General features: G+C 73.8%; 12 protein-coding genes and 2 riboswitches. Of the genes, 7 read left to right on the top strand and 5 right to left on the bottom strand.

The features are described 5' to 3' along the window. Positions 1 to 5 precede the first annotated feature (5 nt). Positions 6 to 106, bottom strand: a riboswitch (SAM riboswitch). Between the two features lie 118 nt (positions 107 to 224). Further along, positions 225 to 339: riboswitch (SAM riboswitch) on the top strand. Between the two features lie 45 nt (positions 340 to 384). From AC1DYZ_RS00780 to AC1DYZ_RS00790, 3 genes are all read left to right on the top strand, one after another. Beyond that, positions 385 to 1,779, top strand: a complete 1,395-nt coding sequence (locus tag AC1DYZ_RS00780; RefSeq protein WP_477063325.1) for an aminotransferase class V-fold PLP-dependent enzyme — start codon at positions 385 to 387, stop codon at positions 1,777 to 1,779. A 109-nt stretch (positions 1,780 to 1,888) separates the two neighbouring features. Further along, positions 1,889 to 2,257 (top strand): YrdB family protein, encoded by a 369-nt coding sequence (locus tag AC1DYZ_RS00785; protein WP_477063326.1) that lies wholly within the window; start codon positions 1,889 to 1,891, stop codon positions 2,255 to 2,257. A 209-nt stretch (positions 2,258 to 2,466) separates the two neighbouring features. Next, a complete protein-coding gene (locus tag AC1DYZ_RS00790) occupies positions 2,467 to 3,114 on the top strand; it encodes a fasciclin domain-containing protein (RefSeq protein WP_477063327.1) in 648 nt (215 codons plus the stop codon). A gap of 54 nt (positions 3,115 to 3,168) precedes the next feature. On the opposite strand, the gene AC1DYZ_RS00795 is transcribed toward AC1DYZ_RS00790, so the two are convergent. Genes AC1DYZ_RS00795 through AC1DYZ_RS00805 form a run of 3 tightly spaced genes read right to left on the bottom strand, consistent with a single transcriptional unit; the run spans position 3,169 to position 6,721 of the window. Beyond that, positions 3,169 to 4,038, bottom strand: a complete 870-nt coding sequence (locus AC1DYZ_RS00795; protein WP_477063328.1) for a MaoC family dehydratase — start codon at positions 4,036 to 4,038, stop codon at positions 3,169 to 3,171. Further along, complete coding sequence (locus AC1DYZ_RS00800; protein ID WP_477063329.1) at positions 4,035 to 5,378, bottom strand: 3-oxoacyl-ACP reductase; 1,344 nt, start codon at positions 5,376 to 5,378, stop codon at positions 4,035 to 4,037. The genes AC1DYZ_RS00795 and AC1DYZ_RS00800 overlap by 4 nt, the downstream gene beginning before the upstream one ends. A gap of 2 nt (positions 5,379 to 5,380) precedes the next feature. Next, on the bottom strand, positions 5,381 to 6,721 hold the full coding sequence (locus AC1DYZ_RS00805; RefSeq protein ID WP_477063330.1) for an acetyl-CoA C-acetyltransferase: 1,341 nt from the start codon (positions 6,719 to 6,721) through the stop codon (positions 5,381 to 5,383). Between the two features lie 106 nt (positions 6,722 to 6,827). Here AC1DYZ_RS00805 and AC1DYZ_RS00810 point away from each other — a divergent pair, with 106 nt between their 5' ends. Together AC1DYZ_RS00810 and AC1DYZ_RS00815 are read left to right on the top strand one after the other, a co-directional pair. Next, entirely contained in the window at positions 6,828 to 7,688 is an 861-nt protein-coding gene (locus AC1DYZ_RS00810; RefSeq protein WP_477063331.1) for a TetR family transcriptional regulator, read from the top strand. Further along, positions 7,685 to 9,757, top strand: a complete 2,073-nt coding sequence (locus AC1DYZ_RS00815) for an acyl-CoA dehydrogenase family protein (RefSeq protein ID WP_477063332.1) — start codon at positions 7,685 to 7,687, stop codon at positions 9,755 to 9,757. The genes AC1DYZ_RS00810 and AC1DYZ_RS00815 overlap by 4 nt, the downstream gene beginning before the upstream one ends. An 83-nt stretch (positions 9,758 to 9,840) precedes the next feature. Here AC1DYZ_RS00815 and AC1DYZ_RS00820 read toward each other — a convergent pair whose 3' ends face one another. Then, positions 9,841 to 10,581 carry a DUF2599 domain-containing protein gene (locus AC1DYZ_RS00820; protein ID WP_477063333.1) on the bottom strand — a complete coding sequence of 247 codons (741 nt, stop codon included), beginning with the start codon at positions 10,579 to 10,581 and terminating at the stop codon, positions 9,841 to 9,843. Between the two features lie 366 nt (positions 10,582 to 10,947). On the opposite strand from AC1DYZ_RS00820, the gene purL reads away from it, so the two are divergent. Both purL and rsgA read left to right on the top strand, forming a co-directional pair. Further along, the gene (purL, locus tag AC1DYZ_RS00825) at positions 10,948 to 13,311 is read left to right on the top strand and encodes a phosphoribosylformylglycinamidine synthase subunit PurL (protein WP_477063334.1); all 2,364 of its coding nucleotides are present in this window, start codon (positions 10,948 to 10,950) and stop codon (positions 13,309 to 13,311) included. Positions 13,312 to 13,389: 78 nt separating this feature from the next. Further along, positions 13,390 to 14,430, top strand: a complete 1,041-nt coding sequence (gene rsgA, locus AC1DYZ_RS00830; protein WP_477063335.1) for a ribosome small subunit-dependent GTPase A — start codon at positions 13,390 to 13,392, stop codon at positions 14,428 to 14,430. Here the strand turns inward: rsgA and AC1DYZ_RS00835 are convergent. Further along, positions 14,427 to 15,329, bottom strand: a complete 903-nt coding sequence (locus AC1DYZ_RS00835; RefSeq protein ID WP_477063336.1) for a hypothetical protein — start codon at positions 15,327 to 15,329, stop codon at positions 14,427 to 14,429. The two genes, rsgA and AC1DYZ_RS00835, sit on opposite strands and share 4 nt — an antisense overlap.

Consider the following 15,329-nt stretch of genomic DNA (forward strand, 5'->3'; position numbering starts at 1 on the left):
TCCTCGTCTCATCGGTCCTGGCGGTAGCACCCTCGGCCGAGCACGTGGTGCCCGCGGGTTGCTGCGGCGTCGTCGAGCCAGATCTCTCAGCCGCTCTGGATGGTGCCGGTGATGCTACGCGCGGCGGCACCATCGCTCCAAGTAGTGGACAAGGTGTCCCGGCAGGCGAGACGAACCGCGCGGTGCGTTGACAGGCGCTACGGGCTGCCGCGACCCTCGTTGCAGGTCATGAGCGCCAGCGTCAAGCCCCGGCTCGCTGGCCGGCAACCCTCCTCCGCGGTGGGGTGCCCCGGGTGACGACCTGGCCGTGTCCCGTCCGGGACCCGGCAAGCGCGGGGTTCCACCTGTCGTAGGTGTTCCCCCGGAACGTGTCGGAGGACTTCCATGACCATCATCGCCGAGCGCGCCTCGTGTGCCTCCGTCGACGAGGTGAGCGCGCTGCTCCCGGTCGTCGGCGGCACCACCACCGTCCCGCTGGTGGACGGCACCCAGCGCGTCTACGCCAACCTCGACTACGCCGCCAGCGCCCCCGCCCTCGAGGCTGTGGCGGCGCGCGTGACTGAGGTGCTGCCGCTGTACGCCTCTGTGCACCGTGGTGCCGGCTACCTGTCGCAGGTGTCCACCGCGCTCTACGAGTCCGCGCGCCAGACCATCGCGCGGTTCGTCGACGCGCGTCCCGACGACGTCGCGATCATCACCCGCAACACCACGGACTCGCTCAACCTCCTGGCGGGAGTCGTGCCGGAGGGCGGTCGCGTCCTCGTGCTGGACGTCGAGCACCACGCCAACCTGCTGCCCTGGGTGCAGTCGTCGGAGCGCCACGGCAACCGCACGACGATCCTGCCCATCAAGCACACCGTGGCCGCGACGCTCGACGCCCTGCGCACCGAGCTCGCCCGCCAGCCGTACGCGCTGGTCACGATCACGGGCGCGTCCAACGTGACGGGGGAGGCGCTGCCGATCGACGAGGTCGTGGCGCTCGCCCACGCCGAGGGCGCCCGGGTGGCCGTCGACGGTGCCCAGCTGGTGCCGCACCGCGGGTTCTCGTTGGCGGCGACCGACGCCGACTACGTGGCGTTCTCGGGCCACAAGACGTACGCGCCGTTCGGTGCGGGTGCCCTGGTCGGGCGCCGCGACTGGCTCGACACGGGCACTCCGTACCTCGCAGGGGGAGGTGCGGTGCGCGACGTGCGGGCCGATCGGACGGTCTGGCAGCCGGCGCCCGCGCGCCACGAGGCGGGTTCGCCCAACGTGCTCGGCGCGATCGCCCTGGCCGAGGCGTGCGACCAGCTGGCGGCCCTCCCCGCCGGCGCCCTCGCCGCGCACGAGGAGGCCCTCCGGGCGCGCCTCGTCGAGGGGCTCTCGGGCATCGACGGCGTCGAGATCGCGCGCATCTGGCCCGACTCCGCCGCGCCCGTCGGCGTCCTCACGTTCACCGTGCCGGACCACGACCCGGGCCTGGTCGCCGCGTACCTCGCCGCCGAGCACGGCATCGGCGTGCGCGACGGCCGGTTCTGCGCCCACCCGCTCCTTGCGCACCTCGGCGCGTCGGGCGGGGCCATCCGGGCCTCGGTGGGCGTCGGCACGACGAGCGAGGCGGTCGACCGTCTGGTCGTGGCCCTCACCGAGTACCTCGCCACGGGCCCGCGCGTCCGCTACGAGGTGATCGACGGCTGCTGGGCCGTGGTCGAGGACACCCGCCCGCTGCTCGCCGTGCACGGCTTGGACCACCTGGCCGCGACGGCCGCGGCCGCTTGCGGACCGGCCCTAGACGACTGACTGTCAGTCCCGCCGGGTCGAGAACGTCACCCCGCCGCCAGAGCGGCACGTCGAGGTGACGTTCGGTGAGCTGCCGAACTCGTCGTCGATCGGCCGACAGGATGGTGCCGTGACCACGCCGCCCGCCGCCGGGCCCGCCGTCGGGCTGCTCGGGGTGCTCGCGTTCCTCTGCGAGCTCGTGATGATCGGGCTGCTGGCGGTGGCCGGGTGGCGCCTCGGGACGAGCTCGCCGACGTCGATCACGCTCGCGGTGCTGCTTCCCGCCGTGGCCATCGCGATCTGGGCCCGGTGGATGGCACCGACCTCACGGCACCGGCTCCGGCGCGGGCCCCGCGTCGTGGCGCAGACGGCGCTGTTCATCGCGGTCGGCACGGCCTGCATCTACGCCGGACTGACCACCTGGGGGATCGTCTTCAGCATCATCGCGTCGGCCGTCTTCGCCGGAGCGAAGGACGCCGAGCACCCGCGGCGGACCTGACCTGACCAGGGCCGATCCGCCGGCGAGCTCGCGAGTGTGCGACGAATTCGTGAGTCGCGAGGCACGACTTCGTCGAAAACCCACGACCTCACGATCCCGACTGCATCCGGGAGCCGCGTGACCGGCGAAGAGGAGGCAGGGCGCCCTCCGGTGCCCGCGCGGTGCGGCGCTCCGGCGTCGGCCGCGACCGTCGTCCGCAGGAGCTCACCATGAGGATCCGTCGTACGCTCTCCGTCCTTGCCGTCGCAGGTGTCGTCGCCGGCGGGGGACTCGCCCTCGCACCCGCGGCCAGCGCCGCAGCCCCACCCACCGGCACGTCGAGCCTGGCGGCCCTGCTGGCGTCGGACGGCGACACGTTCGACCGCAACTGGCGCGACTTCGACATCCTCGACCAGGCGGTCGGCGCGGTCCTCGCCGCCAAGCCGTCGAGCCCGGTCGGCGTCCTCGCGGACGGCACGGTCCCGCTGACGGCGTTCCTGCCGAACGACCGCGCGTTCCAGTACCTCGCTAAGGACCTGACGCACCGCTGGTACGGCAGCGAGCAGGAGGTCCTCACGGCGCTCGCGGGCGCGGTCGGCATCGATGCCATCGAGCAGGTGCTGCTCTACCACGTGGTCCCGGGCGCGACGATCGACTCCGCCACTGCGCTGGCCAGCGACAACGCGGTGCTCACGACCGCCCAGGGCGGCACGTTCACGGTCGACGTGATCTCGAAGCGGTTCGGCATCGTGCAGCTGCGCGACCAGGACCGCAACGACCTGAACCCGTTCCTGATCCCGGGCAAGCTCGACCTCAACAAGGGCAACGTGCAGATCGCGCACGCGATCACGTTCGTCCTGCGCCCCGCGGACCTCTGAGACGCAAGGACTCTGCAGGATCCGGCGCGGCGAGCCCGGATCCTGCAGAGTCCTTCAGGCCAGAGGCGTGACCGTTCCCGTCAGGTGCGGCTTGCCCGAGCGGGCGTCCCAGCCGGCGAACGTGAACCCGTCGGACCGTGACCGCGCGATCCGCACGGTCACCGTCCCGGGCAGGAGCACGGGCTTCACGAAGTCGACGGACCAGTCGAACGCGTCGCCGCGGCCCGCGCCCACGTCGGCGAGAGCGCGCGAGGCCGTGTACATGCCGTGCGCGATGGCCCGGGGGAACCCGAGGGCCTTGGCCGACAGCGCCGACAGGTGGATCGGGTTGCGGTCGCCTGACACCGCCGCGTAGCGCCGGCCGATGTCGCCGTCGAGCGTCCAGCGGCCGGTGGGCGTCAGCGGGACGAAGGTCGGGGCGTCGTCGTCGGCAGCCGAACCCTCCAGGTGCACCCCGCGCGCCAGGTAGGTGGACACCCCGCGCCACGCGAGCGTGCCGTCGACCGAGACCTCGGTGACCAGGTCGACCTGCGTGCCGGACCGGTGCGGCCGGAGGTCGGCGGCGGACGCGCGGATCTCCAGCACGTCGGACAAGGACAGCGGGCGCAGCTGCGAGACCCGGTTGGCCACATGCACCAGGCCGACGAGCGGCAGCGGGAAGTCGGACCGGGCCATGAGTGCCGTGGCCACCGGGAACGCCAGCACGTGCACGAAGCCGGCGGGAAGCTGGTCGGAGGCTGACTCGCCCAGCAGGTGCTGGTACTCCGTCAGGCGCTCGGACGACGCCCGTACCCCGCGGACGACGTACGAGACGCCGGGCAGGACCGACGGCCCGGAGCGCACCCGGCGGGCCACGGCGAGCCCGGCCCCGCGGGCGTACAGCCCGCCGAGCCCCGGTACCTCGGGCAGGACGACGGTCGTCACTGGCCCACCATGTTCTGCCCGCACACGCGCAGCACGCGCCCGACCACGCCACCGGCGGCGGGGGAGGCCAGGAACGCCACGGTCTCGGCGACGTCGACCGGCTGACCGCCCTGCTGCAGCGAGTTCAGCCGGCGCGCCACCTGCCGCGTGACGGCGGGGATGCGCGCGGTCATCTCGGTCTCGATGAACCCGGGGGCCACCGCATTGGCGGTGCCGCCGAAGGCCGCGAGCAGGGGCGCGGTCGCGCGGACCATGCCGATGACGCCGCCCTTGGACGCCGCGTAGTTGGTCTGGCCGCGGTTGCCGGCGATGCCCGACGTCGACGCCAGCGACACGATCCGCGGGGCGTCCGTGAAGTCGCCGGACGTCAGCAGCGCCTCGTTGATCCGCAGCTGTGACGCGATGTTCACGGTGAGCACCGAGTCCCACTTGTCCGAGGACATGTTGGCCAGCAGCTTGTCGCGCGTGATGCCGGCGTTGTGCACGACGATGTCCAGCCGCCCGTGCCGCTGCAGCGCGTGCTCCAGCAGCCGCTCGCCGGCGTCCGCCGCCGTGACGTCGAGCTGGAGTGCCGTGCCGCGCACGCGGTTGGCGACCGCGACCAGCTGCTCGCCGGCCGCCGGCACGTCGACCGCGATGACGGTGGCGCCGTCGCGGGCGAGGGTGTCGGCGATCGAGGCGCCGATGCCGCGAGCGGCGCCGGTGACGACGGCGACCCGACCCGCCAGCGGCTTCTCCCAGTCCTCGGGGAGCGCACCGGCGGCGGAGTCGACGGCAAGCAGCTGACCGTCGACGAACGCGGACTTGGTCGACAGGAAGAACCGCAAGGCGCCGAGCACCGACGGGGCCGTGACCGCCACACCGTCGTCGAGCACCACGCCGTTGCCGGTGGACCCGCCGCGTAGCTCCTTGGCCAGCGACCTCAGCAGACCGTCGACGCCCTGCCGCGCGGCCGCGACCGCCGGGGCGTCGTCGGAACCCGCGGCGCGCGAGACGGTGACCACGCGAGCGCCGCGGGGCAGCGACTTGAGCACGGCGCCGGCGGCCATCACCGGCTCCGCCAGCTGGTCGGGGTGCGTCAGCTCGGTGAGCGCGAGGACCACCGCGGCGTACCGGGTGCCGGGCGTGGCGTTCCGGTGCACGTCGAGGTCCCAGTCGTGCGCCAGGACACCGGACAGCACCTCGGACTCGGGCCCGCGGCCGAGCACCAGCACGGCCCCGGCGACCAGCGGCTGTCCGGGCTCGTAGCGCCGCAGGGGCGCGGGCTGTGGGAGCCCGAGCTGTTGCGCGATCTTCTTGGTGAACCCGCTGTTGACCAGGTTGAGGTAGGTGTCGCTCATGGTCAGGCCGCCTCGAGGATCGCGGTGAGGCCCAGCCCGCCGGCCGCGCAGACGGACACGAGCGCGCGGACCGGTGCGTCGGACCCGAAAGCCACCTTGCGTCGGTGCAGCTCCTTGCTGACGGTCGCGATGATCCGCCCGCCGGTCGCGGCGAACGGGTGCCCGGCGGCCAGCGACGAGCCGTGCACGTTGAGCTTCGCCCGGTCCACGGTGCCGAACGCCCCGTCGAGCCCGAGCCGCGTGCGCCCGAACTCCTCCGACTCCCACGCCGCCAGCGTGGTGAGCACAGTCGCCGCGAAGGCCTCGTGGATCTCGATGAGGTCGAGGTCGGCCAGCGTGAGCCCTTGGCGGGCGAGCAGGCGCGGCACAGCGAACGCCGGGGCCATGAGCAGCCCGTCGTCGCCGTGCACGAAGTCGACCGCACCGGCCTCGGCGTCGACCACCCAGGCGAGCGGGACGAGGTCGTGCGACGCGGCCCAGTCCGCGGAGCCGAGCAGCACCGCCGACGCGCCGTCGGACAGCGGCGTCGAGTTGCCCGCCGTCATCGTCGCGGGGGTGTCGAGCGTGAGGCCGAAGGCCGGCTTGAGCTTGGCCAGCTTCTCGAGCGAGGAGTCGGCGCGCAGGTTGGCGTCGCGGGTCAGCCCGCGGAACGGCGTGACCAGGTCGTCGAAGAACCCGGAGTCGTAGGCGGCGGCCAGGTTCTGGTGGCTGGCCAGCGCGATCTCGTCCTGCGCGGCGTGCGTGATCTCCCACTTCGCCGTGGTCAGCGCCTGGTGCTCGCCCATCGACAGGTGCGTGCGGGGCTCGCCCGTGGTCGGGGCCGACGGCGCGAGGTCCTTCGGCCGGATCTGCGCGATCGCCGCGAGCTTCTGCTTCGCGGTGCGGGCCCGCGACAGATCGAGCAGCGCGCGGCGCAGGCGGTTGCTCACGGCGATGGGGGCGTCGGACGTGCTGTCGACGCCGCCCGCGATGGCGGACTCGAGCTGGCCGAGGCGGATCTTGTTGCTCAGCGAGACGACGGTCTCGAGGCCCGTGGCGCAGGCCTGCTGGACGTCGTACGCGGGGGTCTCGGCCGACAGCGCCGAGCCGAGGACGGCCTCGCGCGTGAGGTTGAAGTCCTTGCTGTGCTTGAGCACGGCGCCGGCGGCGACCTCGCCGATGCGCTCGCCCTGCAGCCCGAAGCGGGCGACGAGCCCGTCGATGGCGGCGGTCAGCATGTCCTGGTTGCTCGCCCGCACGTACGGTCCGCCGGCGCGGGCGAAGGGGATCCGGTTCCCGCCCAGGACGTAGGCGCGGCGCACCTCGGGGGTGGTGGGTACGGGGGTCGGGGTGTTGTCGGCCATGGGCGCGTTCCTCTCGCATCGTCGTCGAGCGCAGGGAGGTGTCGAGCTGGGTGCGCTCGAGATGACGTTGTGTCCGAAACCCACAGTACCTGATACCTTCGGTCTCGTGAGCCCTGTCACACCGGGCCCGTCGACGACGAGGGCCCTCACGCTGCTGAACTCCGACGCCGGTCGTGCGCGACCGGCGCTTCCCGTACCCCCGACCGTCCGCCGACCCCCCGAGGACGCCTTCGCCGCCGACGGCCGCTCCACCCGCTGGGCCGACCACCGCGAGGCCCGTCGCGCCGAGCTGGTCCGCATCGCCCGGCGCACCGTCCACCACAAGGGCCCCGACGTCTCCATGGAGGAGATCGCGGCCGCCGCGGGGACCTCGAAGTCGATCGTCTACCGCTACTTCGCCGACAAGACGGGCCTGCAGATCGCTGTCGCCGAGGCCGTCGTGCTGCAGATCCAGGGGGCGCTCGAGGGCGTCCTGCGGATCGCACCGACCCCGCGGGACGGCCTGCGGGCCATGGTCGCGGTGTACCTCGAGATGATCGAGTCGTCGCCCAACGTCTACGCGTTCGTGACCCGCAACGGGTCGGTCGAGTCCGGCGGGCCGCTCGGGCACTTCCTCGACTCGGTGACCGCGATGGTCGCCGCCCCGTTCGCCCGCGGCCTCACCGAGGAGCACGACGGCCGGCGGACCGCACGCCGGCCCGAGGCGTCCGAGGGGGCGCACCCCGAGGACACGGCCCTGCAGGCCCGCGTCGCCCTGGCCGAGTCCTGGGCCGCCGGCGCCGTCGGCTTCGTGCGCGGTTCCGGCGAGTGGTGGCTGGCCCACCGCGACGAGCCCGGCAGCCCGGACCGCGAGGAGATCACCGCCCAGGTCGCCGCCTGGCTCTGGGCCGGACCCGTCGGGCTGCTGGCCCGTGACCGTCACCGCACCACCCCTGACCACACGATCGCCCCGGAGGACTCTCGATGACCACCACCGCCCCCCGCCCCACGGTCGAGGCACCCGACTCCGGGGACCCGCGGCTCGACGCCGACGTCACCAACGTCGACATCGAGCATCTGCACCGGGTGCTCCTGGGGCACTACCCGGAGCTGCGCCTCGCGGCCCGCAAGCTGTTGGCCGACGAGCGGTTCCACCGCATCGAGGGCCAGTCGCTGGCGGACCACCGCGAGCGGGTCCTCGGTCAGCTGCGGCTGCTGGCGACCGAGGGCGACGTGCACCGCTCGTTCCCCGAGCGGTTCGGTGGCGCCGAGGACCACGGCGGCTTCCTCGCGCGGTTCGAGGAGCTCACGCACGCGGACCCGTCGCTGCAGATCAAGTCGGGCGTGCAGTGGGGCCTGTTCGCGTCGGCCATCTACCACCTGGGCACCGAGCGCAACCACGACGAGTTCCTGGCCGACGCCCTGTCGGTCAAGGTGCCGGGCGCCTTCGCGATGACGGAGACGGGCCACGGCTCGGACGTCGCCGCCATCGGCACGACCGCCACGTACGACCCGGAGACGCAGGAGTTCGTCATCCACACGCCGTTCCGCGCGGCGTGGAAGGACTACCTGGGCAACGCCGGCCAGCACGGCACGGCGGCGGCCGTGTTCGCGCGGCTGATCACCGCGGGCGTGGACCACGGGGTGCACGCGTTCTACGTGCCGATCCGCGACGAGGACGCGCTCGAGTTCCTGCCGGGCGTCGGCGGCGAGGACGACGGGCTCAAGGGCGGCCTCAACGGCATCGACAACGGCCGGCTGTGGTTCGACCACGTCCGCATCCCGCGCACCAACCTGCTCAACCGGTACGGCGACGTCGCCGAGGACGGCACCTACTCGTCGCCCATCGCGAGCCCGGGCCGCCGCTTCTTCACGATGCTCGGCACCCTGGTGCAGGGCCGCGTCTCGCTGGACGGCGCCGCGGTGACGGCCGCGCGCGTGGGCCTGACCATCGCGATCACCTACGGGAACCAGCGCCGCCAGTTCAACGCCGCCTCGCCCACCGAGGAGGTCGTGATCCTCGACTACGCCGAGCACCAGCGCCGCCTGCTGCCGCTGCTCGCGGAGACGTACGCCGCCGGGTTCGCGCACGAGGACCTGCTCGCCGCGTTCGACGACGTGTTCTCCGGCCGCAACGACACCACCGAGACCCGCGAGGACCTCGAGACGCTCGCCGCGGCACTCAAGCCGGCCTCGACCTGGCACGCGCTGACCACGCTGCAGGTCGCCCGCGAGGCGTGCGGCGGCGCCGGGTTCCTGGCCGAGAACCGGCTCACGGGGCTGCGCGCCGACATGGACGTCTACGCGACGTTCGAGGGCGACAACACGGTCCTGCTGCAGCTCGTCGGCAAGCGCCTGCTCGCCGACTACGCGGCGCACTTCAAGCACCTGGACGCGACGAAGGTCGCCCGCATGGTGGCCGAGCGCGCGTCCGACGCCGCCCGCTACCGCACGCCGCTGCACCGCGCCGTGCAGACGATCGCCGACGTGGGCGACCCCCGCCGCTCGGCCGGCCAGCTGCGCGAGACGGCCACCCAGCGCGAGCTGCTGGTGGACCGGGTCGAGACCATGGTCGCGGAGATCGCGCAGGCCCTGCGCCCGGCCCAGAAGGCCGACCCGGCCACCGCCGCGGCGCTGTTCAACGCGCACCAACACGAGCTGGTCGAGGCGGCCCGCGCGCACGCCGAGCTGGTCCAGTGGGAGTCGTTCACCGCGGCGCTCGAGCGGGTCACCGACCCGGGCACGCGCCAGATCCTCACCTGGGTCCGCGACCTGTTCGGCCTCACGCTCGTCGAGCGGCACCTCACCTGGTACCTGCTCAACGGCCGGTTGTCCGCCGGTCGGGCCCGCACGGTGACGTCGTACATCGACCGCCTGCTGGCGCGGCTGCGTCCGCACGCGCAGAGCCTGGTCGACGCGTTCGGCTACGAGCAGGCCCACCTGCGTGCGCCCATTGCGTCGGGCGCGGAGCAGGCCCGGCAGGACGAGGCCCGCGCCTACTACCGGGCGCAGCGCGCGTCCGGTGACGCCCCCGTCCCGGAGAAGCACCAGCGCTGACCCACGAGCCGCGCGCCTATCCGGCGCGCAGACCGGACCCGGCCCGTCGCCCCGCAACCCGCGGGGAGGCGGGCCGGGCCTCGTCAGGACGGGTTGCAGCGCGCCGCGATCATCTCGAGCGGGTCGACCACCGACCGCCACGGCTCGAGGTTCCACGTGGCCTTGTCCGGTGCGCCGAGCTCGTGGCACTCGAGCTGGGCCTGCATGCCGGGGGTGTCGGCGTCCGGAGCCTGCGCGACGACCTGCGCCCAGAGCCCCTCCTGCGCCGCGCGGCTCCGCTCCCGTGCCCAGGCGCTGGGCGTGACAGCCAGTGAGCGGCCGCCCTCGGCCTCGCCCCAGACGGCGCTCTCGACCGCGACGGAGGCGAGCCAGAGGTCCACCGGGCCGGGCGTGGCACCCGCCGTGGCGAGCCGGACCACCTCGGGGCTCACCTGCTCGAGCTCCGTGCCCCACGGCTCGGTGCTCACGCCGGCGACGAACATGCCGGCGTTGTCGCGGACCGCGCCGGTGCCGTCGGAGAGGGCCGTGAGGGTCATGCCCTCGGGCGCGGCCAGCCGGGCGTCGCCCCCGGGCACGCTCAGCCGGGCGGAGCCGTCGTCCTGCGGGACCGCCTGGGCGGCCGGGGCCGCGATCACGACCGTCACGGTTCCCGACGAGAGCGGCACGCCGGTCGCGCGGATCGTCGCCGGGTCGTCCGGGTCCGCGGTGGCCGTGGGGGTGGGCGTCGCCGTAGGCGTGGGGGCTGGCGTGGTCGGGGCGGGGGAGCAGCCGGCGAGGGCGAGCAGCACCGCGGCGGTCGCGAGCGCGGACCGGAGCGGGGTCATCGCCACCGGTGCGCGGCGAGGTCGTCAGGCACGGCGGTCCTCCTCCTGGTCACGGCCACCGTAGGCGATCACCGCGCGTCAGCGGAGCCAGACGCACTCCGACGGTGACACGACGGCCGGGTCGGCATGCGGGTCGCTGCGGGCGACCACCGCGCCCGGGGTGAGCCGCGAGCGGCCAGGAGCTGGTTGCCCGGGAGCGTGAGCCCAAGTAACTGGTCCGGATTGCTCGTCGGAACCGGGCCGCGGCGGGTCCTGGACGCTGCGCCGGGCCACCTCCGCGCCCCGGTATCCTGGGCCACGTCTGCCGACGTCGGCCGCGCTGCCGTGATGGTGGCGCAGAGCCACGGGTCTCCACCGAGGGAATCGATGACCACCGCACCTGCGCGCGCCCCCCAGACCGACACCGTCGACGTCGCCGCCGCGACCCCCGACCAGGAGCAGCCGTTCGCCGAGCTGGGCCTCAAGCCGGACGAGTACCAGCGCATCCGCGACATCCTCGAGCGCCGCCCCACGGCCGCCGAGCTCGCGATGTACTCGGTCATGTGGTCGGAGCACTGCTCGTACAAGTCGAGCAAGAACCACCTGCGCCAGTTCGGCGACAAGACCACCGACGCCATGAAGGAGCACCTGCTCGTCGGCATCGGCGAGAACGCGGGCGTCGTCGACATCGGTGACGGCTGGGCGGTGACCTTCAAGGTCGAGTCGCACAACCACCCGTCCTACGTCGAGCCGTACCAGGGCGCGGCCACGGGCGTCGGCGGCATCGTGCGCGACATCATCTCGATGGGCGCGCGCCCGGTCGCCGTCATGGACCAGCTGCGGTTCGGCGCGGTCGACCACCCCGACACCGCGCGCGTGGTGCACGGCGTGGTGTCCGGAGTCGGCGGCTACGGCAACTCGCTCGGCCTGCCGAACATCGGCGGCGAGCTCGTCTTCGACGCGTCCTACCAGGGCAACCCGCTGGTCAATGCGCTGTGCCTCGGCGTGCTGCGGCACGAGGACATCCATCTGGCCAACGCGTCCGGCGCGGGCAACAAGGTCGTCCTGTTCGGCGCCCGGACCGGTGGCGACGGCATCGGCGGAGCCTCGATCCTCGCCAGCGAGACGTTCGACGACGCCAAGCCCTCCAAGCGCCCGTCGGTGCAGGTGGGCGACCCCTTCATGGAGAAGGTGCTCATCGAGTGCTGCCTCGAGCTCTACGCCGCGCGCGTGGTCGAGGGCATCCAGGACCTCGGCGCCGCCGGCATCTCCTGCGCGACCAGCGAGCTGGCCTCGAACGGCGACGGCGGCATGCACGTCGACCTGGAGAACGTGCTGCTGCGCGACCCAACGCTCACGGCCGGCGAGATCCTCATGTCGGAGTCGCAGGAGCGGATGATGGCCGTGGTCCGGCCCGACCAGCTCGACGCGTTCCTGGCCATCACCGGCAAGTGGGACGTCGAGACGGCCGTGATCGGCGAAGTGACCGGCACCGGCCGCCTGACGATCGACCACCACGGCCTGCGGATCGTCGACGTCGACCCGAAGACGGTCGCGCACGAGGGCCCGGTCTACGACCGCCCGTACGCGCGGCCGGCCTGGCAGGACGGGCTGAATTCCGACACCTCGGCCGCGCTGGCGAAGCCGTCGACGAACGCCGAGATCCGTGCCGCCGCGCTGCAGCTGCTGGCGAGCCCCAACCTGGCCTCGAAGGCGTGGGTGACCAACCAGTACGACCGCTTCGTGCAGGGCAACACCGCGCTGGCGCAGCCGGACGACTCGGGCGTCATCCGCGTCGACGAGACGACCGGCCTGGGCGTCGCCCTGGCCACCGACGCCAACGGCCGCTACGCCAAGCTCGACCCGTACACGGGCGCGCAGCTGGCCCTCGCGGAGGCGTACCGCAACGTCGCGACGACGGGCGCCCGCCCGCTCGCGGTGACGGACTGCCTCAACTTCGGCAGCCCCGAGCACCCCGACTCCATGTGGCAGCTGGTCGAGGCGATCCGCGGCCTGGCCGACGCCTGCCAGGTGCTCGAGGTGCCCGTGACCGGCGGCAACGTGTCGCTCTACAACGGCACCGGCGAGCCCGGCCTCATCGACTCCGCCATCCACCCGACCCCCGTGGTCGGCGTGCTGGGCGTGCTCGACGACGTCGCCGACGCGACCCCGTCGGGCTGGACCGCCCCCGGCCAGGCCGTCTACCTGCTGGGCACCACGCGCGCCGAGCTCGACGGGTCCGCCTGGGCCGACGTGGTGCACGGGCACCTCGGCGGCCTCCCGCCGGCCGTGGACCTGGCCGCCGAGCGCCGGCTGGCCGAGGTCCTCACGCGGGCCAGCCGCGACGAGCTGGTCGACGCCGCGCACGACCTCTCGGAGGGTGGGCTCGTCCAGGCGCTCATCGAGTCGAGCCTGCGCTACGGCGTGGGCGTCCAGGTGTCGCTCGGCCCCATCTGCGAGCGCGACGGCGTCACCCCGTTCGAGGCCCTGTTCTCTGAGTCGACGGCCCGCGTGCTGGTTGCGGTCCCGCGGTCGGAGGAGGTCCGCCTGGTCGACCTCTGTACCGCGCGCGGCGTCCCGACCCTGCGCCTCGGCGAGACGGCCGAGTCCTGCTCGCCGGGCGCCGGCACCCCGGTCGACGAGTCCGACCACGTCCACGGCCCGGCCGTCGAGGTCCAGGGCCTGTTCACGCTGCCCCTGACCGAGGCCCGCGCCGCCCACGAGGAGACGCTGCCGCGCTACTTCGGCTAGCCCCACCCGCCGCTCGCGCCGAGCGGCGGGTGGGTATTTGCGTGGTGCCTGCCAGTGACCCGGTCCTACCGTCGAGGCGTGCCAGCCGATCTCCACCCCGACCACGTCCGCGTGGTCCGCGCCGACAAGGGCGCGGTCCTCGTGCTGTCCGCGCCCGAGCTCATGGCGGCCGCGACGCCCCGCCGGGTGACGATCGACCGCGACGGACTCGTCCCGACGCAGGGGGGCGACCGGCTGCCGCCGACCGTCGGCGACTGGCTGCTGGTCGACGACACCGACGGGGGCCCGCACGCCCGGACGCTCGCCCCGCGCCGGACGGCGCTGGTGCGGGACACAGCCGGCGGGACGTCCCGCGTGCAGGCTCTCGCCGCCAACATCGACGTGGTGCTGGTGGTCGAGCACCTCGACCCGGAGCCGCAGCTGGGCCGCGTGGAGCGGCTGTTGACGCTCGCGTGGCGCTCGGGTGCCCGGCCGGTCGTCGTGCTCACCAAKGCGGACCTGGTGCCGGACCCGGCCGGCATGGCCGAGGAGGTCGCCGCGGCGGCGCTCGCGGTCGACGTGCACGCGGTCAGCGTCCCGACGGGCGAGGGCCTCGAGCCGCTGCGCAGGCTGCTGGTCCCTGGGACGACTCTTGTCGTCGTCGGTCCGTCCGGCGCCGGCAAGTCGACGCTGGTCAACGCGCTGGCAGGCCGCGACGTCATGGCCACCGGAGGGCGACAGTCGGACGGCCGCGGCCGGCACACCACGACACACCGTGAGCTGGTCCGGCTGGCGGGCGGCGCGATGCTCATCGACACCCCCGGGATCCGCGGCGTGGGCGTCGTCGCGGACGGGGACGCGCTGGACACCACGTTCGCGGACGTCGCGGAGCTGGCCCTGGCGTGCCGGTTCGCGGACTGCCGCCACGCGGGGGAGCCGGGGTGCGCGATCCAGGCGGCGCTGGACAGCGGGGATCTGCCCGTGCGTCGGTACGAGAGCTGGCGCCGGCTGGCGCGCGAGGCCGCGTACCAGACGCGGCGGACGGACGCCCACCTGGCCGCGCAGGAGAAGCGCCGGTGGAAGCAGCAGACGCGTCAGTACCAGCGTGGCCTGCGCGGCCCGGGCAAGCCCCGCGGCTAGCCGGGCGGCACGTTGACGAACTGGAACTGCAGCCGCACGTCGGCCGCGCGGGGCACGAGCAGCGTCGTCGCGCTCGCCGACCATGCGGACGGCACGAGGAACATCGCGGTCGGCCCCTGCACCAGCAGCCGCAGCCCGCGGTATCGGTAGCGCGGCTGCTCGGTGAGGGCCGCGCAGGCCGGGTCGGGCGCGTCTCCGGTGGTCCAGCACAGGTCCTCGGGAGCACCGACGGTGTTGCGCAGGTGCAGGTCAGCGGGGCTGTCGAGGATCACGGCGGGCAGCTGGTCGAGGTGCCGGGCCATCTGATGCGCCTGCCCGCGGCCGGACCAGTCGGCGGTGATGGACACGGCCCAGAAGGCGGCCGCGACGACCAGCACCCACATGCCGGCGACGATGCCCGGCGCGCGCGTCGTGGCGTAGCCCAGGGTCAGCGCGCAGGTCGCGGCGCCGAGCCCGATGAGCCCCGCCGACACCAGCGACAGGTACGGCCACGCACCCCACCAGGCGTAGGCGACGAGCAGCACCAGCCCGGCGCCCAGCACCCCGCAGCCGGCCGACACCCACCAGCGCGCCGCGCGCTGCACGCGAGCGTCCCCGCCGTCGATCGCCCGGGCCTCGCGCGCCCGGACGTCGATCCGCCCGTGCAGCGCGACGACCGCCACGGACATGACGGTGAGCACCAGGAGCGGGACCAGCAACGGCTGCGGGCTGCGCATCACGTAGTCGCGCGGCGTGAACCCGATGGTGTCGACGTCGACACCGAAGTACGCGTACTGCGACCGCGTGAACACGTACCCGAAGTAGAAGAGCAGCGTCGTCACCAGCGTGACGGGCGCGGCGATCTGCGTCGCCAGCGTGAGCCACCCGGGCAGCGCGCGGCTGCTCGGGGTGGCGGCCAT

This window comes from Cellulomonas sp. P1_C4 (genome assembly GCF_056406355.1).